Source organism: Acinetobacter sp. YH12152 (assembly GCF_013418285.1).
GTDB lineage: Bacteria > Pseudomonadota > Gammaproteobacteria > Pseudomonadales > Moraxellaceae > Acinetobacter > Acinetobacter amyesii.
In genome coordinates this window covers 1-25829 of the sequence record NZ_VPCH01000012.1, presented here as the reverse complement: position 1 = coordinate 25829, position 25829 = coordinate 1, and the positions used below count along the sequence as shown (strand labels likewise).

18 protein-coding genes are annotated in these 25829 nt (G+C 41.1%); 14 read left to right on the top strand and 4 right to left on the bottom strand.

Annotation, left to right across the window (positions count from 1 at the left end; genetic code table 11):
• The first annotated feature begins 11 nt into the window (after positions 1-11).
• The 3 genes from FTU83_RS05955 to FTU83_RS05945 are packed head-to-tail and all read left to right on the top strand — an operon-like array spanning position 12 to position 3484.
• Positions 12-968, top strand: a complete 957-nt coding sequence (locus FTU83_RS05955; protein WP_180105913.1) for a metal-dependent hydrolase — start codon at positions 12-14, stop codon at positions 966-968.
• Between the two features lie 12 nt (positions 969-980).
• Positions 981-1847, top strand: coding sequence for an SDR family NAD(P)-dependent oxidoreductase (locus FTU83_RS05950; protein WP_180105914.1), 867 nt, complete (start codon positions 981-983; stop codon positions 1845-1847).
• Positions 1844-3484 (top strand): NAD(P)/FAD-dependent oxidoreductase, encoded by a 1641-nt coding sequence (locus FTU83_RS05945; protein ID WP_180105915.1) that lies wholly within the window; start codon positions 1844-1846, stop codon positions 3482-3484. Before FTU83_RS05950 ends, FTU83_RS05945 begins: the two co-directional genes overlap by 4 nt.
• Positions 3485-3819: 335 nt before the next feature.
• Here FTU83_RS05945 and gltA read toward each other — a convergent pair whose 3' ends face one another.
• Positions 3820-5097 (bottom strand): citrate synthase, encoded by a 1278-nt coding sequence (gene gltA, locus FTU83_RS05940; RefSeq protein ID WP_078189909.1) that lies wholly within the window; start codon positions 5095-5097, stop codon positions 3820-3822.
• A gap of 1027 nt (positions 5098-6124) precedes the next feature.
• Between gltA and sdhC the strand changes: the two genes are divergently transcribed.
• The 9 genes from sdhC to sucD all read left to right on the top strand — a co-directional run bounded on the left by sdhC (position 6125) and on the right by sucD (position 18115).
• Complete coding sequence (sdhC, locus tag FTU83_RS05935; RefSeq protein WP_078189908.1) at positions 6125-6523, top strand: succinate dehydrogenase, cytochrome b556 subunit; 399 nt, start codon at positions 6125-6127, stop codon at positions 6521-6523.
• The gene (gene sdhD / locus FTU83_RS05930) at positions 6523-6888 is read left to right on the top strand and encodes a succinate dehydrogenase, hydrophobic membrane anchor protein (protein ID WP_078189907.1); all 366 of its coding nucleotides are present in this window, start codon (positions 6523-6525) and stop codon (positions 6886-6888) included. The genes sdhC and sdhD overlap by 1 nt, the downstream gene beginning before the upstream one ends.
• Before the next feature lie 12 nt (positions 6889-6900).
• On the top strand, positions 6901-8799 hold the full coding sequence (sdhA, locus tag FTU83_RS05925; protein WP_180007470.1) for a succinate dehydrogenase flavoprotein subunit: 1899 nt from the start codon (positions 6901-6903) through the stop codon (positions 8797-8799).
• A gap of 14 nt (positions 8800-8813) precedes the next feature.
• Positions 8814-9521: a succinate dehydrogenase iron-sulfur subunit gene (locus tag FTU83_RS05920; RefSeq protein ID WP_078189905.1), complete on the top strand. Its 708-nt coding sequence runs from the start codon at positions 8814-8816 to the stop codon at positions 9519-9521.
• Between the two features lie 794 nt (positions 9522-10315).
• Positions 10316-13138 carry a 2-oxoglutarate dehydrogenase E1 component gene (locus FTU83_RS05915; RefSeq protein ID WP_180105916.1) on the top strand — a complete coding sequence of 941 codons (2823 nt, stop codon included), beginning with the start codon at positions 10316-10318 and terminating at the stop codon, positions 13136-13138.
• A gap of 16 nt (positions 13139-13154) precedes the next feature.
• Positions 13155-14372 (top strand): 2-oxoglutarate dehydrogenase complex dihydrolipoyllysine-residue succinyltransferase, encoded by a 1218-nt coding sequence (odhB, locus tag FTU83_RS05910; RefSeq protein WP_078192990.1) that lies wholly within the window; start codon positions 13155-13157, stop codon positions 14370-14372.
• Positions 14373-14432: 60 nt separating this feature from the next.
• Positions 14433-15863 (top strand): dihydrolipoyl dehydrogenase, encoded by a 1431-nt coding sequence (gene lpdA / locus FTU83_RS05905; RefSeq protein WP_078189903.1) that lies wholly within the window; start codon positions 14433-14435, stop codon positions 15861-15863.
• Between the two features lie 181 nt (positions 15864-16044).
• The gene (gene sucC, locus FTU83_RS05900) at positions 16045-17211 is read left to right on the top strand and encodes an ADP-forming succinate--CoA ligase subunit beta (RefSeq protein ID WP_168379216.1); all 1167 of its coding nucleotides are present in this window, start codon (positions 16045-16047) and stop codon (positions 17209-17211) included.
• 13 nt (positions 17212-17224) lie between these two features.
• Complete coding sequence (gene sucD, locus FTU83_RS05895; RefSeq protein WP_168379215.1) at positions 17225-18115, top strand: succinate--CoA ligase subunit alpha; 891 nt, start codon at positions 17225-17227, stop codon at positions 18113-18115.
• A 1015-nt stretch (positions 18116-19130) separates the two neighbouring features.
• On the opposite strand, the gene FTU83_RS05890 is transcribed toward sucD, so the two are convergent.
• The 3 genes from FTU83_RS05890 to FTU83_RS05880 form a co-directional block, all read right to left on the bottom strand.
• Complete coding sequence (locus FTU83_RS05890; RefSeq protein ID WP_180011015.1) at positions 19131-20843, bottom strand: flotillin family protein; 1713 nt, start codon at positions 20841-20843, stop codon at positions 19131-19133.
• A 176-nt stretch (positions 20844-21019) separates the two neighbouring features.
• Positions 21020-21658 carry a YqiJ family protein gene (locus FTU83_RS05885; protein WP_180105917.1) on the bottom strand — a complete coding sequence of 213 codons (639 nt, stop codon included), beginning with the start codon at positions 21656-21658 and terminating at the stop codon, positions 21020-21022.
• 463 nt (positions 21659-22121) lie between these two features.
• Complete coding sequence (locus FTU83_RS05880) at positions 22122-22664, bottom strand: hypothetical protein (RefSeq protein WP_180105918.1); 543 nt, start codon at positions 22662-22664, stop codon at positions 22122-22124.
• A gap of 321 nt (positions 22665-22985) precedes the next feature.
• On the opposite strand from FTU83_RS05880, the gene cysD reads away from it, so the two are divergent.
• Together cysD and cysN are read left to right on the top strand one after the other, a co-directional pair.
• A complete protein-coding gene (cysD, locus tag FTU83_RS05875; protein ID WP_106985716.1) occupies positions 22986-23900 on the top strand; it encodes a sulfate adenylyltransferase subunit CysD in 915 nt (304 codons plus the stop codon).
• A 152-nt stretch (positions 23901-24052) separates the two neighbouring features.
• Positions 24053-25666 (top strand): sulfate adenylyltransferase subunit CysN, encoded by a 1614-nt coding sequence (gene cysN, locus FTU83_RS05870; RefSeq protein WP_180105919.1) that lies wholly within the window; start codon positions 24053-24055, stop codon positions 25664-25666.
• Positions 25667-25829 lie beyond the last annotated feature (163 nt).

The window sequence follows — 25829 nt, the reverse complement described above, 5'->3', positions numbered from 1 at the left end:
AGAGCAAAATCATGAGCGCTTTTCAACCGATAAAAAAAATGTTAGCACGCGTATTTGCAGGCCCTGTCTTTGACCCAACCAAACAGTCTGCCGTTGTTCCAATTCGTCATATGAAATTTGATTTTGAGCCAGAAAAAATAGATCCAAAATTTTATATGAATGCAGAATTGGCCAGTGCTTATTTTGCGTCATTGTCTATTTTTTTAACTCGTGGTGAAGATTTGGTGATCGATACCGCTCGATTTCATCGTGACTTTATTCAAGATCCAGTATTAAGACAACGTGTCACGTCGTTGATTGGGCAAGAGGCCATTCATTCACGTATGCATGAAGAAATGAATGAAGCGTATCGCGCAAGAAATCGGCCTGTGCAATTTTTTAGAAAGTTAGAACACTACGTCTTTGCCTATGGTTTTGAACGTATGCCACAGCCAATGAAGTTATCCTTAATGGCAGCAATTGAGCATTTCACCGCAGTGCTTGCGGAATACATGATGAATCATGAAGAAATCTTTTTTAATTCAATAGATGAAAAGCAGCGCGCTATTTGGATGTGGCATATGTTGGAAGAGTCTGAACACAAAGACATTGCCTATGATGTTTATCAAGAATTATCAGGTAATTATGCTTTACGTATTGCTGGCTTTTTCCCTGCATTAATTACCATATTGGGTTTGATTTCAATTGGTGCTTCGATTGTCCCTTTCTACAGAAAGCCATCGAACTTGATTAGCCTAAGTTACTGGAAGGATGTTCCGCGCAGTTTCCAGCTGATTTTTGGGTTAAAAGATGGTGTTTATGGCAGCAGCCTCGGGCATATTTTTGACTATCTACGACCAAGTTTTCACCCGAATGATCATGACACTTCTGCATTTCTTGAATATTACAAAAAGCGTTTGCTGAACCCTGTTGATGGCGTGTTAACACCTTATTTTGTCAAAGAATTTACCCCAGCATTAAAACGATAAAAGGACACAACCATGGGTCTATTTGGAAAAAAGAATAAGCCAAGTGAAAACGCCTACGCGGTGGTTACTGGTGCAGGCAGTGGTATAGGAAGAAGCTTTGCTTTGGAGTTGGCACGTCGTGGTGGGACAGTGGTCTGTGCCGATATTCATCTAGAAGCAGCGCAAGAAACGGTTGATCAAATTCATTCTATGACCTCATCAAATGCTTATACAGTGCAGTGTGATGTAGGTAAGGCTGAAGAAGTTAAAGCACTGTCAGAGCAAGCTGAGCAGTTGATGGGGCATGCTGTGACCTTGGTGATCAACAATGCAGGCGTCGGGCTGGGTGGTAAATTTGATGAACTGAGTTTAGACGACTGGCAGTGGTGCATGCATGTCAATTTGTGGGGTGTGGTGCATGGCTGCCATTATTTTGTACCCAAGTTGAAACAAAATAAGCAGGGGGGCGCGATTATCAATGTTGCTTCTGCTGCGGCATATACCGCTGCACCAGAAATGACAGCATATAACGTGACGAAGTCGAGTGTGTTGGCATTGTCTGAAACTTTATCGGCAGAGCTCAGATCGGCAAATATCCGTCTGAATGTACTATGCCCAACTTTGGTGCCGACCAATATCATGAAAAATGGACGCTTGCCCAATCGATATTCAGGCTTGGCTGATCAACTGCTGATGAATCATGCATTTATGACGAGCCACGATGTCGTCAATTTGACATTGAATAATTTAGATGCTGGGAAGTTGTATACCATTCCGCAACCTGATGCCAAATTATTTTGGTGGTTAAAGCGTTTATCCCCGCAAACCTATACTCGTTTATTGGGGGTGGGTTATCCCTTATTTAACAACTATATTAAAAAGTCGGGAGCAAAAGCATGAACATGCCGACACAATTACATGACGAAGATGTAAAAGCATTAGATCAAGAGAAAACTCAAACTAAAAAGGCAACAACGCAAACTAATGTACGTCGTCCTGTAACGTCTTCTGCCAAAGCAAAAAAAGCAGTACAAGACCAATCAGAGTCAGAGCCTAGCCTAGAAAAACCAAGCGTAGAAAATCAAGTGCGTGTCTACGATACCATTGTGATTGGTGCGGGGATATCAGGTTTAGCTGCTGCTCATCAAATGAATGAACGGGGTTATACCGATTATGTGGTTTTAGAAAAAGCCAATCGCGTGGGAGGAACATGGCGCGACAACACCTATCCAGGTTGTGGATGTGATGTTCCTTCGGCGTTGTATTCTTTTTCATTTGCGCCGAGTCATAAATGGAGTCATTTATTTGCCAAGCAACCTGAGATTCTGAACTATTTAGAAGATGTTGCGGAGCAGCATGCGCTGTATCGCAACATTCAGTTCAACTGTGAATTAATGGCAGCGGAATGGAATGAGCAATTAAAGCAATGGCAATTAGAGACGAGCAAAGGTAAGTATGCGGCGAGAACGGTGATTTTTTCCACTGGGCCGATTACTGAACCTCAAATTCCAAAAATTAAAGGTATTGAAAGCTTTGAAGGTGAAATGTTCCATTCTGCGCGATGGAACCATGCCTATGACTTAAAAGATAAACGTATTGCCGTGATTGGTACGGGGGCATCTGCGATTCAGTTTATTCCTCAGGTTCAACCTATTGCCAAAAATGTGGTGGTGTTTCAACGGACAGCACCATGGGTATTACCAAAAGCAGATTTACCACTGAATGACCGTGCGAAAGGCATTATTACCCGCTTTCCAGCTGTTCAAGAAACTTGGCGCAAAAGTGTAGCTGGTATATTAAATGGTATCAATTTAGGACTGCGTAATCCTTCACTTTTAGAGCCTGTGAATTATTTAGGTCGTCAGTTGTTGAAAACACAAATTCAAGATGCTGAATTACGTGAAAAAGTTACACCAAACTTTTCTATTGGTTGTAAGCGTCTTTTATTTGCCAATAACTATTATCCTGCATTGCAGCAAGCCAATGTTGAACTTGTGCCACATGGTTTAGTGGAAATAGAAGGTAATACCGTCATCGCTGCAAATGGTGAACGTCATGAAGTCGATGTCATTATTTGGGGCACAGGATTTGAAGTTTCTCATCCGCCGATTGGACAACGTGTAAAAAATGCCAAAGGGGAGTTATTGTCAGAACTTTGGAAAAACAGTTCTCCTGAAGCGTTTTTGGGTACCAGTATCGCGCAAGTACCTAATGCCTTCTTGGTGCTCGGGCCAAATATTTTGGTTTATGACTCATTCATTGGGATTGCAGAAGCACAGGTTGGGTATATCGTCGATGCCTTGGTAAAAATGAAACAAGAGAAGATACAACGGCTTGAAATTAAGCCAAATGTATTGGCCTATCACAATGCAAAAGTGCAGACACATCTACAGACGACAGTCTTTAATAGTGGCGGCTGTAAGAGCTATTACTTAGATGCCAATGGGCGCAATTTTGCAGCTTGGCCGTGGTCACTGAAACAGTTAAAGCAGCGTCTTAAACATGTGGATTTGGCAGATTATGAGACTGTTGCTTAGAGACTTTGGTTTAATAAATGTCGCTTAACTCGATAAGCCAAAATGAAGCATCATCAATATTTAAACCTTTTGTTTACAGCCTAATTTCTACGTGGCATTGGGCTTTTTTTTATGACGATATCTGATGAAACAGTGTGAGATTTTCTAGAAAATGGCGATTTAAAATACACTCAGCAATAAACAGCATACTTTATAGCTTGTGAGGCATCGTTTTATCTAATGATTGAGCAGGAAAATTCAGTCAGATGGGGCTGTTTAATAGCGAAAAATAAATCTAGTTGCATAAAAAAACCGCCCCAAAGGGACGGTTTTTAGATTCGCACAATTCTTTCGAATTAACGACCTTGGATATCGCGTTGAGTTTCGCCAGTGTAAAGCTGACGAGGACGACCGATTTTGTAAGGTGCGCTGTGCATTTCTAACCAGTGGCTGATCCAACCAACAGTACGTGCAAGAGCGAAGATTACTGTAAACATTTCTGTTGGGATACCAATCGCTTTAAGGATGATACCTGAGTAGAAGTCTACGTTAGGGTATAGGTTACGTTTGATGAAGTATTCGTCAGAAAGCGCAATACGTTCAAGTTCCATAGCCAAAGCAAGTTGTGGATCGTTGATACCAAGTGCAGTTAACACTTCGTCACAAGTCTCTTTCATTACTTTCGCACGTGGATCGAAGTTTTTGTAAACTCGGTGACCGAAGCCCATAAGTTTAACTTCTTTAGTTTTCACTTTTTCCATGAACGGAGCAACGTTTTCTACAGTGCCGATTTCATCAAGCATCTTAAGAACAGCTTCGTTCGCGCCGCCGTGAGCAGGTCCCCATAGAGCCGCGATACCCGCAGCGATACATGCGTATGGGTTAGCGCCAGTAGAACCAGCAAGACGTACTGTAGAAGTAGACGCGTTTTGTTCGTGGTCAGCATGAAGCGTGAAGATACGGTCCATTGCTTTAGCAAGAATAGGGTCAACTTTGTAATCACGGTCTGCAGGAGTAGCAAACATCATGTACAAGAAGTTTTCTGCGTAGCTTAAGTCGTTACGTGGGTAAACGAATGGTTGGCCTACAGTGTATTTGTAAGTCCAAGCAGCTAAAGTAGGAACTTTAGCGATTAAGCGAATAGCAGTGATTTCGCGGTGGTCAATGTTTTCAACATCGAAACCGTTGTGATAGAACGCAGAAAGCGCACCAACAACACCACACATGATCGCCATAGGGTGAGCGTCACGACGGAAACCATTGAAGAAACGGCCAACTTGATCATGAACCATAGTGTGGTTACGAACTTTAGCATCGAATTCTTGTTTTTGTTCAGCAGTTGGAAGCTCGCCGTTCAAAAGAAGGTAGCAAGTTTCTAAGTAGTCTGCTTTAGTAGCAAGCTGGTCGATTGGGTAGCCACGGTGTAGAAGAACACCTTTACCGCCGTCAATGAAAGTGATTTTAGATTCACAAGCAGCCGTTGAGACAAAACCAGGATCAAAAGTAAAGTGACCTGCGGCCAACACATCTTTAACGTCAATTACATCTGGGCCTAGAGTGCCACTGTAAATTGGTAAGTCAATTTCTTTGCCATCAAGCTGTAAAACGGCTTTTTTGCCAGTTGCTTCAGACATTCAATAGATCTCCTGTCCTGGTGAATGTTTTATCTGACTCAGTACTAATCTTTTAATGCGAGAATCAGACAGATCAAAAATTTGCTCTAAGATTAGAGGGAACTGAAATTTTGTCAATTATACTTATGGATATAAATTGAGGATCATTCCTTGGAATGAAGCACAATTCATCCGCTTAAAAAATGAGTAAAATCACAGTGCCGACGCAGTATAATAAGTCAAATTGCAGGGGAGGTGCAGATTAAAAAAAGCCTATTGCCTTAATTGTAAGCAATTTTTAATTCTTAAAAACTCTGAAACAAATATGAATTACAAGACCGCTATTTCATTAAATTATTATAATTTTCGTAACTTACACACATCTGTGGCTCTAAATTGCTGTTTTCTTATTCATAATTAAAACGACTTAATCGCCCTTAAAAAAAAGTTCGTTTGGTTAAAAAATAGTTAATTAAACGCCTTTAAAAGCTTAATAAATGATCATTTTTGTCATTTGAAAGGTAAAAAATGGCGTTTTATTAAACAGATTTGCTGTTGCTGAGATTTTTATGCACAGACTAAGTTCTTATTTCGTTTCATGATCTTTGAGTTTTATCATTTGAGAAAATGATGCACATTTATTTTTATGATTATGGCTTGGCGAATGTGTTGGAAGATTTTAAAATGTAGTGGGAAAAGAAAGATTTAGATTTGTTCATCTTTAGTCTAAAAGTTTAAATCGCTATATACACACAAAAACAATAAGTTAAATTTACATTTAACTGATTAAAACCAACAAGATAGTCTGATTTTCTTAGATAAATAAGGTATTTGTTTTTAGAAAAGTTATTGTTAATGATTCTTATTTAAGGATATTTTGCAAAATTCCTAATTGTCTTCGTTTGTGTTTTGAAAGTTCACGTTTTATAATTCCCTGTCGTTTATAAGATCAGACAGCTGCAGAGTTTATTATATTGTAATGTCTGACTATGCTAGCTTTCCTACGAATTAATTCCAACAAACTCCGGATGGAGTTTTTACTTACAGGATGCCCGCTGTGAAAAGCAACAGACCTGTCAATTTGTCCATGGGTCAAGTTTTAGAAGTAAACTTAAAATCCCCTGTGGCTATTGCATCAATTTTACACCGTCTATCAGGTGTTATCGTATTTTTACTCGTACCGGTCCTTCTTTGGATTTTAGACAAATCTCTATCTTCACCTGAAGGTTTTGCGCAAGTTCAAGCTGTGTTTGATAGCTTTATTGTGCGTTTTGTCGTATGGGTATTTGTAGCCGGCTTAATTTATCACCTTATCGGTGGTATCAAGCATCTATTTGCAGATCTTGGCGTTGCTGAAGAACTTCAAAGTGGTCGTATCGCAGCTACTATTTCATTGATCTTGTCTGCAATCGGTATTGTTGCAGCATTTGTATGGATTGTTCTCTAATGAAAAGTGCTACAGGTTTAACAGGATCAGGTTCACGCGATTGGTTTATCCAACGTGTAAGTGCCGTTGTATTGGCTGTTTATACTATTGTTGTACTGGGCTGGATCCTTTGCAATAGCGGATTCACTTTTGAGCAATGGTATGGCTTTATGATGACAACACCAATGAAGATTTTATCTTTATTGTCTGTCTTATCTCTTGTTGCGCATGCTTGGATTGGTATGTGGCAAGTATTCACTGACTATGTGACTACTCGTCAAATGGGTCCTTCAGCAAACGGTCTGCGTTTAGTGCTGACTTCTGCAGTGATTGTTGCAGTATTTGCATACGCGATCTGGGCGATCCAGATTTTTTGGGCAAATTGATAGGAAGATATCATGGGCGCTATAACCCCTAAAGAAGATTACACAAATATTCCACACCAAACTTTCGATGCAGTCATCGTTGGTGGTGGTGGTTCAGGTATGCGTGCTTCTTACCAACTTGCTCAAGCTGGTTTGAAAGTTGCTGTACTGACTAAAGTATTCCCAACTCGTTCGCACACTGTTGCAGCGCAGGGTGGTATTGGTGCATCTCTTGGTAACATGCAAGAAGATAACTGGCACTACCACTTCTACGACACAGTTAAAGGTTCTGACTGGTTAGGTGACCAAGACGCAATTGAGTTCATGACTCGTGAAGCGCCTCAAGTTGTATATGAACTTGAACACTTAGGCATGCCATTTGACCGTAACGCTGACGGTACAATTTACCAACGTCCGTTTGGTGGTCATGCTGCGAACTATGGTGAAAAGCCAGTTCCACGTGCATGTGCTGCTGCCGACCGTACAGGTCACGCACTTCTTCACACGCTTTATCAAAGCAACGTGAAAATGGGTACTCAATTCTTCGTTGAATGGATCGCACTTGATTTGATCCGTAATGAAGAGGGTGATGTGCTTGGTGTGACAGCAATTGACCAAGAAACAGGTAAAATTGCAGTATTCCAAGGTAAAGCAACATTGTTCGCTACTGGTGGTGCTGGTCGTGTTTACCGTGCATCTACTAACGCTTATATCAACACTGGTGACGGTCTTGGTATGGCAGCTCGTGCAGGGATTCCATTACAAGATATGGAATTCTGGCAATTCCACCCAACAGGTGTTGCGGGCGCAGGCGTATTGTTGACAGAAGGTTGTCGTGGTGAAGGTGCGATCCTTCGTAACGATGCTGGTGAGCCGTTCATGGAACGTTATGCTCCGACACTGAAAGACTTGGCACCTCGTGACTTCGTATCACGTTCAATGGACCAAGAAATTAAAGAAGGTCGTGGCTGTGGTCCTAAGAAAGACTACATCTTGCTTGATATGACGCATCTTGGTGCTGAAACAATCATGAAACGTCTTCCATCTGTATTTGAGATTGGTAAGAAATTCGCGAACGTTGACATCACTAAAGAGCCAATTCCTGTAGTACCTACAATCCATTACCAAATGGGTGGTATTCCTACAAATATTCATGGTCAAGTGGTTGTTCCTGTATCTCGTGAAACTGAAGCTTTGGTTGCGAACTACAATAAAGAAACTGGTGTGTACTCACACAATGCGGGTGACCGTGATTTCACTAAACCAGTGAAAGGTTTCTATGCAATTGGTGAATGTTCATGTGTATCTGTACATGGTGCTAACCGTCTAGGTACAAACTCATTGCTTGACTTGGTTGTATTTGGTAAAGCTGCTGGTGAACATATTGTTGACTATGTAACTAAACACCATGGTGATGAATATGCACCGCTTCCTACAACTGTTCTTGAAAAAACTTTGAATCGTGTTCGTCATCTTGATGAATCAACTTCTGGTGAAAATGCTCAAGAAGTTGCAGATGCAATCCGTGACATCGTTCAAGACCACGCTGGTGTATTCCGTACATCTGCACTTCTTGAAGAAGGCGTGAAACAGATTCTTGCGATCGAACCACGTGTACGCAACATTCACTTGAAAGACAAATCTAAAGTATTTAACACAGCACGTGTTGAAGCTCTAGAAGTTGAAAACTTGTATGAAGTTGCAAAAGCGACATTAATTTCTGCAGCTGCACGTAAAGAATGTCGTGGTGCGCATACAGTGGTAGATTTCGAATTACCACCTGATCATGCTGACTACCCATACGGCCGTCGTGATGATGAGTGGATGAAACACACTTTATGGTTCTCTGTAGATAACCGTCTTGAGTACAAACCAGTACGTTACAAGCCTTTATCTGTAGATGCTATTCCACCTAAACCACGTACATTCTAATTGGGAGAAGTAAGATGAGTAGAGGTACTCGTACATTTAATATCTACCGCTACGATCCTGATAAGGATGCAGCTCCGTACATGCAAACTTTTAAACTAGAGTTGACTGACAAGCACCGTATGTTGCTTGATGCGCTTCTAGCATTAAAAGTGCAAGACGAATCTTTAACGTTCCGTCGTTCATGTCGTGAAGGTATTTGTGGTTCTGATGGTGTAAACATCAATGGTAAAAATGGTTTAGCGTGTCTTTGGAACCTAAACGACTTACCAGAAGTGATTACAATTCGTCCACTTCCAGGTCTTCCAGTAATTAAAGACTTGGTTGTAGATATGAATCAGTTCTACGATCAGTACAATAAAATCCATCCGTTCCTAATCAACAATCAGCCTGCGCCTCCTAAAGAGCGTTTGCAGTCTCCTGAAGAGCGTGAACACTTAGATGGTTTGTACGAATGTATTCTTTGTGCATGTTGTTCAACTTCATGTCCATCATTCTGGTGGAACCCAGACAAGTTCTTGGGTCCTTCAGCATTGTTGAACGCATATCGCTTCATCATTGACTCTCGTGATACAGCAACTCAAGAGCGTTTGGCTCGTCTTGACGACCCATTCTCATTGTTCCGTTGTAAAGGTATCATGAACTGTGTATCTGTATGTCCTAAGGGTCTTAACCCAACTAAAGCAATCGGTCACATCCGTAATATGCTTTTAGATCTTGGTTAATAGATTTAGCAGTAAAAAGAAGCGCACCATTGGGTGCGCTTTTTTTGTCATATATAAAAATGATGATAGTGAAAGTTATTCGCTGTCATTGCAGAGTGCTATAAATGGATTTCATAGAAACGTAGTGAATTAAAAGTATAAAGTGATAGATAAATGGTTATTTATTGATGAAACGCTCGTTCAAGTCTGTCAAAAGGATTAGAAGATGTTATTATGTAACGTAGTAAAAAGAGAGAGGATAGGAATGTCAGCTCTCTTTTGTTTTTGTATATGAGATGAGGTAAAAATCGAACGTAGACTTTTGTCTTAATTGAAAGATCATTTTATATGTAGCACCATATCATAGATGAAAATACAAACAGTGTATTTCGCTAATTTATGAGAGGTATGTGTCAAAAAAATCAATTGAAATGCTCGAACGTGTTAGCATTTAAAGCATCACTATATGTAAAAAATGACTTTGAATTAGGTACATTTTTTCTACAATTTAAGCGCTGTAGACGGTATATAAATGTTAATAAAGTCGCTTTAGAAAAGATAATGGTGCAAATTTTATTTTTTCTAAGACGATTTGCAAAAATTGCCCGATTTATGTCGGGTATTTCTCAATGAGTAATGATGCCGCTGAGGGCGTTATTGTTCATTAATCACATTGGGTAATCCTAATGTAGTGATAACGCCTCAAGGCTTAAGCCTAATGGGGACTAATGTCATATTACCAATTTGACATTACTAATCATGGGTTCGCTTAAAAAGCATCCTGAAATGTTTTGCAATAGGAAATGGGTCCACAAATGCAAGAAGTTGCTGACGCACTGCGTCTTGACACTGAACTTAGCGCTGACAGTGCAGCGTATATTGAAGAACTTTATGAGCAGTATCTAACGGCTCCAGACTCAGTAGAGGCTGATTGGCGTGAATACTTCGATAAATTCCCGAAAGGTGATCAACCACACAGCAATGTACGTGAGCAATTCCTATTATTAGGCCGTAATTCAAGCCGTGTTCAGCCAGTAGTGCAAAGTGCAGTAAGTTCTGAGCATGAACGCCGTCAAATCGGTGTATTACAGTTGATCGCTGCATACCGTAACCGTGGTCATCAAAACGCAAAATTAGATCCACTAGGTCTTGCAAAACGTGAAATCGTGCCTGATCTAGATCTTGCTGCGCACGGTCTAACTCAGTCTGACTTAGACACTGTATTTAATACAGGTAACCTTGCAATCGGTAAATCTGAAGCAACACTTGGTGAAATGGTTCAAGCAATGGAAGCAACTTATACTGCTTCGATTGGTGTTGAATACATGCACATTGTTGATACAAAAGAAAAACGTTGGATTCAACAACGCCTTGAAGGTACTCGTGGTCAATTTGGCTACACTGCAGACCAGAAAAAACACATCCTTGAACGTCTAACTGCAGCTGAAGGCCTAGAAAAATATCTTGGTAACAAATTCGTTGGTGCGAAACGTTTCGGTGTTGAGGGTGGTGAATCTTTCATTCCTATGGTGAATGAACTTATTCAACGCGCAGGTTCAGTAGGCTGTAAAGAAGTGGTTATCGGTATGCCTCACCGTGGCCGTTTAAACCTTCTTGTAAACATTATGGGTAAAAACCCAGCTGATCTATTTGGTGAGTTCGAAGGTAAATCACTTCATAAAAAAGGCTCTGGTGACGTTAAATACCACCAAGGTTTCTCTTCAAACGTCATGACTCCAGGTGGCGAAGTTCACTTGGCATTAGCGTTTAACCCATCACACTTAGAAATCGTTGGACCTGTAGTTGAAGGTTCTGTACGAGCACGTCAAGTACGTCGTAAAGATATCGGTGGTGATGATGTATTACCAATCATCGTTCACGGTGATGCTGCATTTGCAGGTCAAGGTGTAAACCAAGAAACCTTCCAAATGTCACAAACTCGCGGTTATACCGTGGGTGGTACAGTTCATATCGTCGTGAACAACCAAGTTGGTTTCACAACGTCTGACCCACGTGATGCGCGTTCTACAGAATACTGTACTGACATCGCGAAAATGATCCAAGCACCGATCTTCCATGTAAACGGTGATGATCCTGAATCTGTATTATTTGTTTCTCAATTGGCACACGATTTCCGTCATACATTCCGTAAAGACGTTGTAATCGATATGTTCTGCTACCGTCGTCGTGGTCATAACGAAGCCGACGAGCCAGCTGCAACTCAGCCAATGATGTATCAAATCATCAATAAAAAAGCGACTACACGTACGCTTTATGCTGACAAGCTTGTACAAGAAGGTGTTCTTGATCGCGCTTCTGCTGATGCAATGGTTGAACAGTATCGTTCTGACCTTGAAGCAGGTAAACACGTTGCAAATGCGTTGGTACTTGAGCCAAATACAAAAATGTTTGTGGACTGGAAACCTTACTTAGGCCACGAATACACAGACAAATGGGATACCACTTTCCCAATCGAACGTCTAAAAGAGCTTGGTGCGAAAATGCGCGAGCTTCCAGAAGGCTTCGTGATGCAACGTCAGGTTGCTAAAGTGATTGATGACCGTCTGAAAATGCAGACTGGTGAAATGCCATTGAACTGGGGTGCTGCTGAAACATTAGCTTACGCGTCTCTTCTAGATGAAGGTTTCCTTGTTCGTTTAACAGGTGAAGACGTAGGTCGTGGTACATTCTCACACCGTCATGCAAAACTTCATAACCAAGTAGATGGTTCAACTTACATTCCATTATGTAACTTGAAAGAAAACCAACCACGTACAGCTATTTATGACTCATTATTGTCAGAAATGGCGGTTCTTGCATTCGAATACGGTTATGCAACGACTCTTCCGAAGAGCCTTGTCATTTGGGAAGCGCAATTTGGTGACTTCGCAAACTGTGCACAGGTTGTAATCGATCAGTTCATCGCGTCTGGCGAAACTAAGTGGGAACGTGTATGCGGTCTGACTATGCTTCTTCCACATGGCTTTGAAGGTCAAGGTCCTGAGCATTCATCAGCTCGTTTAGAGCGTTTCTTACAGCTATGTGCTGAAGAAAACATGCAAGTGATCACACCGACTACACCAGCGCAGATTTACCATGCGATGCGTCGTCAAGCACTTCGTCCAATCCGTAAACCAATGATCGTGACTTCACCGAAGTCTCTTCTTCGTCACAAACTTGCAACCTCTACATTAGAAGATCTTGCAAATGGTTCATTCCAAACTGTGATCGATGAAATCGACAATATCAACAAGTCAGACGTAACTCGTCTAGTGCTTTGTGGTGGTAAGGTTTACTACGACTTACTTGAAAAACGTCGTGAAAAAGAATTGAACAACACAGCAATCGTTCGTATTGAACAATTGTATCCGTATCCAGAAGCACGTCTTGCTGAAGTTCTGGCACAATATCCAAACGTTAAAGAATTGGTTTGGGCTCAAGAAGAACCGAAGAATCAAGGTGCATGGTTATTCATCGCTCCGCGTCTTTATGACGACGTGATGAAAGCGGGCAAACAAGTTCGTATTAGTTATGCAGGTCGTGAAGCTTCTGCTGCACCGGCTTGTGGTTCACCATATTTGCACGCAAAACAACAAGCTCAGCTCGTAAATGATGCTTTAGCTATCGTAGCTGAATAACAGGAGATTCTTAATAATGGCAACCGAAATTAAAGCACCGGTATTCCCAGAGTCAGTTGCTGACGGTACAGTTGCAACTTGGCACAAACAACCAGGTGAAGCAGTATCACGTGACGAAGTGATTTGTGATATTGAAACAGATAAAGTTGTTTTAGAAGTTGTAGCTCCTGCTGACGGTACGATTTCTGCAATCGTTAAAAACGAAGGCGATACAGTTTTATCGAACGAAGTGATTGCGACTTTTGAAGAAGGTGCTGCTTCTGGCGCTGCTCAAACTCAAGCTGTTCAATCAGAAGAGAAAGTAGAACAAGCTGCTGCGCAAACTCAAGCGGGCGCTGCTCCTGTTGTTGAACGTGCTCAACCTGTTGCTGATCAAGCTCCTGCAGTGCGTAAAGCATTGACTGAGTCTGGCATTGCTGCTGCTGACGTTGCTGGCACTGGCCGTGGCGGTCGCATCACTAAAGAAGATGTTGCAAACCATCAAGCTAAACCAGCTGCTCCTGCTGCTGCGCCATTAAGCGTTGCTGTTGGTGAACGTATCGAAAAACGTGTTCCTATGACTCGTCTTCGTAAGCGTGTTGCTGAACGTCTACTTGCTGCAACTCAAGAAACTGCAATGTTGACTACGTTCAACGAAGTAAACATGAAACCAATCATGGAAATGCGTGCGCAATACAAAGATGCTTTTGAAAAGCGTCATGGTGCACGTCTTGGCTTCATGTCATTCTTCGTTAAAGCGGCAACTGAAGCACTTAAACGCTACCCAGCTGTAAACGCTTCGATTGATGGTAATGACATCGTTTATCACGGTTTCTACGACATCGGTGTTGCTGTATCAAGCGACCGTGGTCTAGTAGTTCCAGTTCTTCGTGACACTGACCGCATGAACTATGCTGAAGTTGAAAATGGTATCCGTGCATACGCTGGTAAAGCGCGTGATGGTAAATTGGGTATTGAAGATATGACTGGCGGTACATTCACTATTACTAATGGTGGTACTTTCGGTTCTTTGCTTTCTACACCTATCTTAAATACGCCACAAACTGCGATTTTGGGTATGCATAAAATCCAAGAACGTCCTATGGCTGTAAATGGTCAAGTTGAAATCTTGCCAATGATGTACTTAGCGCTTTCTTATGACCACCGTCTAATCGATGGTAAAGAAGCAGTAGGCTTCCTTGTAACAATCAAAGAATTGTTAGAAGAACCAGCTAAGCTAATCCTTGATCTTTAATACTTCAGAATAATGCAATGGGCTTAGAGTGATCCTCTAAGCCCATTTTTGGAGATACACATGTCTCAATTTGATTTAGTTGTTATTGGTGGCGGTCCTGGTGGTTATGAAGCTGCTATCCGCGCTGCTCAATTAGGCTTTAAAGTAGCTTGTATTGAAAAACGTATTCATAAAGGTAAACCATCTTTAGGTGGTACTTGCTTAAACGTGGGTTGTATCCCATCTAAAGCATTACTTGATTCATCTCACCGCTATGAAGATACCGTTCATCACTTAGATGACCACGGTATTACAACAGGTGAAGTGAAATTTGATCTTGCAAAATTACTTGATCGTAAAGACAAAATTGTTAACCAATTAACAATGGGTATTGATGGCCTACTTAAAGGCAACGGTATCGAATGGTTAAAAGGTACAGGTAAATTACTTGCAGGTAAGAAAGTTGAGTTTGTATCTCACGAAGGTGAAACTCAAATTTTAGAACCTAAATATGTAATTCTTGCATCGGGTTCTGTACCAGTAAATATTCCAGTTGCTCCTGTAGATCAAGACATTATTGTTGACTCTACTGGCGCGCTTGAGTTCCCAGAAGTGCCTAAACGTCTTGGCGTAATTGGCGCGGGTGTCATTGGTCTAGAACTTGGTTCAGTATGGCGTCGTCTAGGTGCTGAAGTTGTTGTATTTGAAGCAATGGATGCATTCTTACCAATGGCTGATAAAGCTTTGGCAAAAGACTACCAAAAAGTATTGACTAAACAAGGTCTTGATATCCGTGTTGGCGCTAAAGTTGCTGGTACAGAAGTAAATGGCCGTGAAGTTACTGTTAAGTACACGCAAGGTGGTGAAGACAAAACTCAAACTTTCGATAAATTGATCGTTTGTGTTGGCCGTAAAGCATATGCAGAAGGTTTATTGGCTGAAGATTCAGGCATTAAACTCACTGAACGCGGTCTAGTTGAAGTAAACGATTGGTGTGCAACTTCGGTTGAAGGTGTATACGCAATTGGTGACTTGGTACGTGGTCCAATGCTTGCACATAAAGCAATGGAAGAAGGCGTAATGGCTGTTGAACGTATGCACGGTCACGCAGCTCAAGTGAACTACGATACTATTATCTCTGTCATCTACACACACCCAGAAGCGGCGTGGGTTGGTTTAACAGAAGAGCAAGCGAAAGAAAAAGGCCATGAAGTGAAGACTGGTCAATTTGGCTTTGCTGCGAATGGTCGTGCAATGGCTGCTGGTGAAAACGCAGGCTTTGTTAAGTTTGTTGCTGATGCGAAAACAGATCGTCTACTTGGTATGCACGTGATTGGACCTGCAGCGTCTGATATCGTACACCAAGGTATGATTGCACTTGAGTTTGTATCAAGTGTTGAAGACCTACAGTTAATGACTTTTGGTCACCCGACATTCTCTGAAGTCGTTCACGAAGCTGCGCTTGCAGTCGATGGACGTGCGATTCACGCGATTCAGCGTAAACGTAAATAAGATGTAAAAAGAGCGGCTTAGGCCGCTCTTTTTTGTTTCAGATGGTTGTTTTAATTTGAATAATCATCTAAAAATAAAGATAAGAAATATTTTAAGATTTAAAAAAGGTTAAAGCTGCTTTGACGGATGTCTGGGCTTTAATGGGTCATAACAAAGCGAAAAAAGAGTAAAAGGTTGTTCAATGAATCTACACGAATATCAAGCTAAAGCGTTATTAAAAAAATATGGTATGCCAGTCCAAGAAGGCGTATTTGTAACAACCGCAGAAGAAGCAGTCAAAGCTTTTGAGCAACTGGGTGGTAAGTTTGCAGTTTTAAAAGCCCAAGTCCATGCAGGTGGCCGCGGTAAAGCGGGCGGCGTAAAAGTGGTAAAATCTGCGCAAGAAGCCACTGATTATGTCAACCAAATGGTCGGTTCACGCTTAGTCACTTATCAAACAGATGCATTAGGTCAGCCAGTCAGCGGTATTTTGGTGTCTGAAGATGTCTATCCTGTAGAGCGTGAATTGTACCTAGGTGCTGTGGTTGACCGTTCTAGCCGCCGTGTGACCTTTATGGCATCGACTGAAGGTGGTGTGGAAATTGAGAAAGTTGCAGAAGAAACCCCAGAAAAAATTATTAAAGTTGAAGTTGATCCTTTAGTTGGATTGTTACCATTCCAAGCACGTGAAGTGGCATTTGCTTTAAACCTAAAAGATGGTCAAGTGAATCAATTTGTCAAAATCATGTCTGCTGCCTATCAAGCATTCATTGAAAATGATTTTGCTTTATTTGAAATTAACCCGTTATCTGTACGTGAAAATGGCGAGATTTTATGTGTGGATGCAAAAATTGGCATCGATTCAAATGCCTTATACCGTTTACCTGAAATCGCAGCGTTACGTGATAAATCGCAAGAAAATGAGCGTGAGCTGAAAGCATCAGAATTTGATTTGAACTATGTTGCCTTAGAAGGCAATATTGGTTGTATGGTCAATGGTGCTGGCCTAGCGATGGCAACCATGGACATCATTAAACTCTATGGTGGTCAACCTGCAAACTTCCTAGATGTAGGCGGTGGCGCGACCAAAGAACGCGTAATTGAAGCCTTTAAAATCATTTTGGCTGATAGTTCTGTACAAGGTGTATTAATCAACATTTTTGGTGGGATTGTACGTTGTGACATGATTGCTGAAGCAATTATTGCAGCGGTTCAAGAAGTAAATGTGACTGTACCTGTGGTTGTTCGTTTAGAAGGGAACAATGCAGAGTTGGGTGCAAAATTACTTGATGAATCAGGTTTGAAATTGATTTCTGCAAATGGCTTGGCCGATGCTGCAGAAAAAATCGTTGCTGCGGTAAAAGGCTAAGGGAGTAGAGATCATGAGCGTATTAGTTAATAAAGACACCAAAGTATTGGTACAAGGTTTTACCGGTAAAAACGGCACATTTCATTCAGAACAATCTATTGCTTACGGCACAAAAGTGGTTGGTGGGGTGACTCCGGGCAAAGGCGGCACACAACATTTGAATCTGCCCGTATTTAATACCATGAAAGAAGCGGTGCGTGAAACGGGTGCAACGGCAACCTCGATTTATGTACCTGCACCATTTGTCCTAGATTCAATTATTGAATCGATTGATTCAGGTGTTGAGCTGATTGTGGTGATCACTGAAGGTGTGCCGACACTCGATATGCTAAAAGCTAAACGTTACCTAGAAACCTATGGCAATAACGCACGCTTAATTGGGCCAAACTGTCCAGGGATTATTACCCCAGGTGAATGTAAGATCGGTATTATGCCGGGGCATATTCATCAACCAGGTAAAATCGGCATTATCTCGCGTTCAGGGACATTAACCTATGAAGCTGTAGCGCAAACTACGAAGTTGGGTCTAGGTCAGTCGACTTGTATCGGTATTGGGGGAGATCCAATTCCGGGCATGAACCAAATTGATTGCTTAAAGCTGTTCCAAGATGACCCGCAAACTGAAGCGATCATCATGATTGGTGAGATTGGTGGTACAGCGGAAGAAGAAGCAGCTGAATATATTCAGTCGAATGTAACAAAGCCTGTTGTCGGTTATATCGCGGGTGTGACTGCACCTAAAGGCAAACGTATGGGGCATGCAGGGGCAATCATTTCGGGCGGTAAAGGCACAGCAGAAGAGAAATTCGCTGCCTTTGAAAAAGCTGGTATGGCTTATACCCGTAGTCCTGCTGAATTAGGTTCGACCATGTACGAAGTGCTGAAAGGCAAAGGTTTGGTTTAATCGCCATACTTAAACATCAAAAGAGAATCTTCGGATTCTCTTTTTTTTTTACGCAAAAAAAAAGCGTATTTCAGCCGCTATGCAAAAGCCATAAGGGCATGGCTATGTGTTCTGCTTTGGGGTGCAGTGACGCTGCATAAACGGATGGAATATTGGTTGTTCAATAACTATGAAATGTAAAAAACACATAATAATCCGAATATGTGATGATTGCGGGGATGGTCATAGGTTTATGATTTTTAAAAATAATTTCGTATAGCGTGCAGTATATTGATTTTAGGGAAAATAACTAATTTAATTGAGATTTTTAATGGATCTTTATCATCAAAGAGCTGTTTTACTTGGATGAAGCCTAACATTTTTAATAGAAATTATTTTATATGTATTTTTCTCAAGCCTTATACAAAGGATGGTAGATCAGGAATATGAGAATGGGAGCTTTAAAATTGGTGAAATTTGCTATCTCAGTGATGAAATCTTTTTAAGAATATCTACAGGAGCATATACATCTATAGCCAGCTATTATTTTTTAGTTGATGGTTTGAAGTGCAAAAACCTTGTTAGGCTCTATTTCCCATTTAATAAGCAATTTCCAAGTTTTATAAAAACAATAGATAGAACAAAATGTTATCGAGCTGAATATATAGAAGTAAATATCTTATTCTGTAAGATGAGAAGGATATATCAATTAATTGATTTTAAATATTTTGTTTCATAATTTTATGCTGTTTGCTCTATAGCTTCTAAATGAGTATTTTTATGAAATACGCCATTTGTTCATTGATTTAACATCAGGCTGTGATGCGAAATATAAATGTCAGAAACCATTAAAAGCGCTCTGATAAGACAGAAAATGTTGTTCATTTCTTTGGGAGATTGTATGCCCATAAGTACAAGTATCTAAGCCATAAAAAAAGCAGTGCGGACACTGCTTTTTTAATTCATTTAGAATGTGTTGCTCAAGCAATCACTTCTGAATAAAGAGATTTGATGGAGCCCTATCTCAATCAAAAACTTAGTTTTTGCTGGTTTTTAAGCTCTGAGTTAAACCGTTAATATCGCCACCTTGGATACCAAGCTCACTCATCAAGCTATCAATCAGTGGGGCCTGGCTGCGGTAGCGTAGGGCACTATTCACCACTTGGTCTGACAAGGCAACATTACCGCTGCCTTCGTGGTGAGCATCACCTTGGCAAGAACCTGCATGACCACCATTTAGGCCATTCACTTGCAAAATCTTAATGTCATCAATGTTTTCCATTGGTTTCACACTTTCGCGAATGATTTCAGGTAAGTATTTCAGCATCGCTAAACGAATTTGCATTTCAACCTGTTCAGATGACAATACGTTGTTTGCTTCGTTCACTGCACGTGTACCTTCAGCATCAACTTGGTATTGTTTTTCCATCGCCTGAGCCAAGAGAACTTTTGCGTCAGCTTCACCTTTGGCTTTTAAGCGAACTTTTTCAGCTTCGGCTTCAGCTGCAATACGAATCGCTTCTGCATCATCTGCTGCTGCTTGTTTACCTGCTTCTGCCGCGACAGTAATGGCAATCGCATCTTTCTCCGCTTTTTCTTTCGCAGAGACCAATTCAACAGCTTTTTGACGTTCAGCTTGTTGGATTTGACGAACGGTAATGACTTCTTCTTCGGCTTTTACCGCTTGAGCACGGGCTTGATCGGCATGCGCTTTAGCTTCAGATTCAGCACGAGATTTTTCTGCAATAGCAATGGCACGGTCTTGCTCAGCCAACTCAATGGTTTTCTTTTGTTCCACTTGGGCTTGCTGAATAATTTGTGACTTTTGAATATTTTGATTTTCAACGTCACGTGCAGCAGTAATACGCTTTAAGTCAACTTCACGTTCAGCAGCAATACGCGCTTCTTCGGCTTCACGTTTTTTCGAAGCTTCTTGTGATGCAATTTCTGCAAGCTGTTCTGCACGACGAACTGAAATTTCACGTTCTTGTTGCAGTTTTGCATATTCTTCTTCACGCAAAATTTGTAGACGTGCTTGTTCTGCTTCTAAGTTCTTGGTCTTGATTGCAAGATCTGCATCTTGCTCAATCGCATTACGTTTACGACGACGGTCTTCAATGGTTTCTGTCAGTTTAGTTAAACCTTCAGCATCGAACGCATTTTGTGGGTTGAAGTATTTAAAGCCTGTTTGGTCTAAGCCAGTTAATGAAACGGTTTCAAGTTCCAAACCGTTTTTATGTAAATCTTCAGACACCACTTGCTGAACTTTTTGAACGAAGTCGACACGTTTTTCATGCAACTCTTCCATCGCCATTTCTGCGGCAACTGCACGTAGAGAGTCAACGAATTTTCCTTCGACCAAATTCTTTAACTCATTTGGCGACATGGTCTTTTGACCCAAAGTCTGTGCTGCGGTAGCAATCGAATCTGCGGTTGGTTTCACACGGACATAGAACTCTGCCATCACATCGACACGCATACGGTCACGTGTAATCAGCGCTTGGTCATCTGCACGGCGTACTTCAAGACGTAGGGTGTTCATATTGACTGGGATAATTTCATGTAGCACCGGAAGCACAATAGCACCGCCACCTAAAATCACTTTTTCACCGCCGAAGCCTGTACGCACAAATGAAATTTCTTTACTTGAGCGACGATAAAGTCGAGCAATAATAAAACCAATAAAAATAAGTGCGGCAAAAATTATCCCGACTGAAACAAGGATACCGCTTGGAATAATGTCTAACATGGACGTTTATCTCTTTTGTTGTAGTTCAAGTTAACCCTCTAAAGTGCTAACGAGTTTGATTTAAAAATCAGTATTTTGTTGACTCATCATCACTTCGAGATTTGCAGAAGGAATGACGCGTAAAATGTATTTATATGGTGTTAGAAGAACTGACCGAGTATCAATTCATTCAAAATTTAGAGCATGGTGGCTTGGAAGCCTACATTTGTTTTTTGGGTTAAAACCACTGATTGACCTTGGCTGAAAATTTCATTTTGTTCAGGTTCAACCAAAATATAATGGGTCAATCCGTGTTGATCTTTGACTTTGGCTTGAGCAGGAGACTGTGGTCGTGCATCACCCAAAATGATCGTGGCCGTTCTACCGATCAATTCATCACTATAAATGGCAGTTGTTTCATCTTGGGGTAAAATACGGGCAATGAGCATTGCGCTAAAACGTACGAAGGGCATGCACAAAAAAACACAGGCTGGTGCAATAATCCATGCACTAAACATCATACTGGTCATTTGGTTAACGACAGCTTGAATAGCAAAGCCCAACAAACTATAGACACATAAGAAAATGATGAGCCATACAAACAGTGGAATACGACCCAAATACAACCAATCGAGCACACGTGTCACGATACCTGCATCGGCATCTACACCTAGCTCTGCATTATGACCAACATCCTCAGGTAGGAATTGATCTAAGAAGCCTTGAGAACCACCCCCTAAAATTGTTAACACAATCTCAAAAAGTCCAAACAAGAACATTAAGCAGAGACTGATGCTAAACACGATATTAGACGGGTGAGTAAACAATTCCCACATTATATTTATCTCTATATTTATGCTTATAAAAAATCAAAAAAATAATTTTGGCCGAATTTTTTTCAGTAAATAAAATAACATTATCTGTCGAAATTGTGTAAAAAAATTACAGATCAGATTAACAAAAAGTCGGCTTTTATGTGAGCTATTACTAAGTTTTTCTTTAAAAATAGTTGATCAATTAAATCAGGATTATCTAAATCTAAAATGAATAGCACTTCTACTTTACCCATTTAAGATTTAAGTCATTGTGATCAATCAAATTTTCAGTCTAATTGCAGATATATAAGTGGTCGTGCTCAAGGGAGAGAAATGGCCTGTTAAACGGCACAGAAAACAATGTTAGGAAATGTAAATTTATAAGCGTCACAGCAGTGCTGAGGGCTTTGCCGTGACTTTCGATGTCATATGAAGATTTGAACTGGCGTTCAATAGAGCGCTTTTTAGTAAGCTTTAACCCTTTTTATAACAATGAAGTTTGAATGCGTACTTTCATATCTAAAGCCGCTTGAACAATAAAGGTTTTCATCCACTTCACTTGTTCGCCCATCGGATTGGTTTTAATCGCAGTGTCTAAAAAGCCCATGCTTTCAAGTTGAAACAATTGTTTTTCGATCTCTTCTTCTAACTGGGTGCTATTGGCTGCGAGCGGGAAATGGATTAAGTGAAATGTTTTGGGAAAATTATAAAAAGCATAGAGCAGATTAAATGCACGTTGATCGGCTTTTAAATTGCCAGCGCCAATTTCGTAGCCGCGATCTTGGTTACTGTGAGTCACCCCAATCAAAAACTCGAGTTTATTGTCCAAAAGTCGTAGGCCGAACTGAAGGCCAATTTGGTCAGCACTCAGCTCATGTTGTATAAAGTTATTCAGCGGGCTGCCATCATCATTTAAAGCTTCTTGGAGGACGAGCATGTGTGAAGAATGCTGATAAATATAGCCAGCAAGACCTGCGGCTTCAATCAGCGACTTTAAGGTTTCAAGCGTATAGTGACTATATGGCATATCAATAACTGTTGGAGAGCGATATAGCTACTTTAGGTAGTTTGAGCGAGTTTGAATACCGATTGTTTAGAGGATTTAGCGATTAGTTAATTGATAAAAAATTGCGTAGACTTACGGATCTCGGACTAGAATAATAATGAAATTGATAAGCCTATCGTATTAAATTAATTAAAATTGATAAGCAGTATCAGACAATTTGTATATGACGAATAAGAATATCAATATCACAAAACAAGCAATCGTTATGAAAGCTTAATCACTATAATGTATATATATCTTTAAAAGTGTAATAAGTACACATATTCTAAGCTGGTGTTGTCCATGTCATTAAATGAGGAAAGACTTACTCATCTTAAACAGCTTGAAGCTGAGAGTATTCATATCATCCGTGAAGTTGCTGCTGAGTTCGAAAACCCAGTAATGCTGTATTCAATCGGTAAAGATTCAGCGGTCATGCTGCATCTTGCTTTAAAAGCATTCTATCCTGCCAAACTTCCATTCCCACTACTGCATGTAGACACGGGTTGGAAATTTAAAGACATGATTACTTTCCGTGACAACATGGCAAAAGAGCATGGCTTTGATTTGATCGTGCATCAAAACAAAGAAGGTAAAGACGCAGGCGTGAATCCGTTCGATTACGGTAGCTCAAAATATACTGATATCATGAAAACTCAAGGCTTAAAACAAGCACTTGATAAATATCAGTTTGATGCGGCTTTCGGTGGTGCGCGCCGTGACGAAGAGAAATCTCGTGCCAAAGAGCGTGTTTACTCATTCCGTGATACTAAACACCGTTGGGACCCTAAAAACCAACGTCCTGAACTTTGGAATCTTTACAACGGTAAAGTGAACAAAGGCGAAAGTATTCGTGTGTTCCCATTGTCTAACTGGACTGAGTTGGATATTTGGCAATACATCTACCTCGAAAATATTAAATTGGTTCCTTTGTACTTGGCTGCTGAACGTCCAGTAGTTGAGCGTAGCGGTACACTGATCATGGTTGATGATGAGCGTATGCGTTTGAACGAAGGTGAAGTACCACAAATGAAATCGGTGCGTTTCCGTACTTTAGGTTGTTACCCACTTACAGGTGCGGTTGAATCAACTGCAACAACTTTACCGGAAATTATCCAAGAGATGCTTTTAGCCACAACATCTGAACGTCAAGGCCGTATGATCGACCATGACGAAGCAGGTTCGATGGAAAAGAAAAAGCAGGAAGGTTACTTCTAAGAATCTCATAATCTCCCCCTAACCCCCTCTTTACTAAAGAGGGGGAACTCCCGAGAAATAACGGAGCAAAGTCTCCCTTTCTTAAAGGGAGATTTAGAGGGATTAAAAAGATTCAGAAACCGATTTCAAAAGAATATGTGGAGCTTTGAGCAATGTCTCATCAATCAGATTTAATTAGCCAAGACATCTTGGCGTATTTAAAACAACACGAAAATAAAGACCTTCTACGTTTCCTCACTTGCGGTAACGTTGATGACGGTAAATCGACTTTAATCGGCCGTTTGCTTTACGATTCAAAATTGATTTATGAAGATCAATTGCAAGCCGTGACTCGTGACTCTAAAAAAGTCGGTACAACGGGTGATGCGCCTGACTTGGCTTTACTTGTCGATGGTCTACAAGCAGAGCGTGAACAAGGTATTACCATTGACGTGGCTTACCGTTATTTCTCTACTGAAAAACGTAAGTTCATTATTGCTGACACCCCGGGGCATGAGCAGTACACACGTAACATGGCAACTGGTGCGTCGACTGCCGATTTAGCGATCATCTTGATTGATGCGCGTTATGGCGTTCAAACGCAAACTCGTCGTCACTCATTTATTGCGAGTCTTTTGGGTATTCGTAATATCGTGGTTGCAGTGAACAAAATGGACTTGGTTGAATTCTCTGAAGCGCGCTTCAATGAAATTCAAGCGGAGTACAACGAGTTCGTTAACCAACTGGGCGACCGTAAACCTGCGAACATTATCTTCACGCCAATTTCTGCGTTGAATGGTGATAACGTTGTAAACAAATCTCCATCTACACCTTGGTACCAAGGTCAAACTTTAATGGAGACTTTGGAAACTGTTGAAATTTCGCATGATACGAGCAAGCACGAATTCCGTTTCCCTGTTCAGTATGTCAACCGTCCGAACCTCGACTTCCGTGGTTTCTGCGGTACGATTGCACTTGGTGAAGTGAAAGTTGGCGATACCATTACTGCATTACCATCTGGTAAGTCGTCTACGGTTAAAGAAATTGTAACTTTTGACGGTAACTTAGACCATGCTGTTGCAGGTCAAGCGGTGACTTTAACACTGAACGATGAAATTGATATTTCACGCGGTAACGTGTTGGTTAAAGCGGGCGAACAGCCACTCATTTCACGTTCTGCACGTGCCTCTGTGGTATGGATGACAGATGCGCCTTTAGTAGTTGGCAAGCTGTATAACGTGAAGTTTGGTACACAAACTATTCCTGCGAAAGTTGCGAAAATTAACTATCGTACCAATGTGAACACACTGGAAAAAACGGAAGTTGAACAGCTTGAATTGAATGCGATTGCAGATGTAACGATTGAGTTTGATGCGCCTGTGGTATTTGACCGTTACCAAGACAGTCGTTACACAGGTTCATTCATCTTTATTGACCGTTTAAGCAACGTGACTGTTGGTGCGGGTATGGTTGAATCTGCGGTTGAATGGACTGCACACAACGAGCCTGTAACTGCTGAAGCGCGTGCTGCACGTTTAGGTCAAAAACCTGCTGCGGTAACTGTGACTGCAAAAGCCCTTGAAAATGCGCAAGCGATTGAAAGCTTGTTGATTCAACAAGGTGTGGTTGCGATTGCGAAAGCGGGTCTTTCTGCTGATCAAGTTGCGCTGGTTCGTGAAACTGGTGTGGTTGTGATTACAGATGCGACCGAAGGCACTGATGTGACTTATGCCTTCGATGCTGCTGAAGAAGTTGCTGAGAAAATTGTTGAGTTGGTTCGTCTGTAATAGACTGAATTGATTTTAAAAGACCCGCCGAAAGGCGTAATGCCAGTCAGTTAAGAGATTGACTGGCTTTTTCTTGGGTATTTTTGAGGTTTTCCTTTTACAACCCTTGGATAACTCCTCACTCTTCTCTCAGGTATAACATACCGATTAGATTTCTCCATTA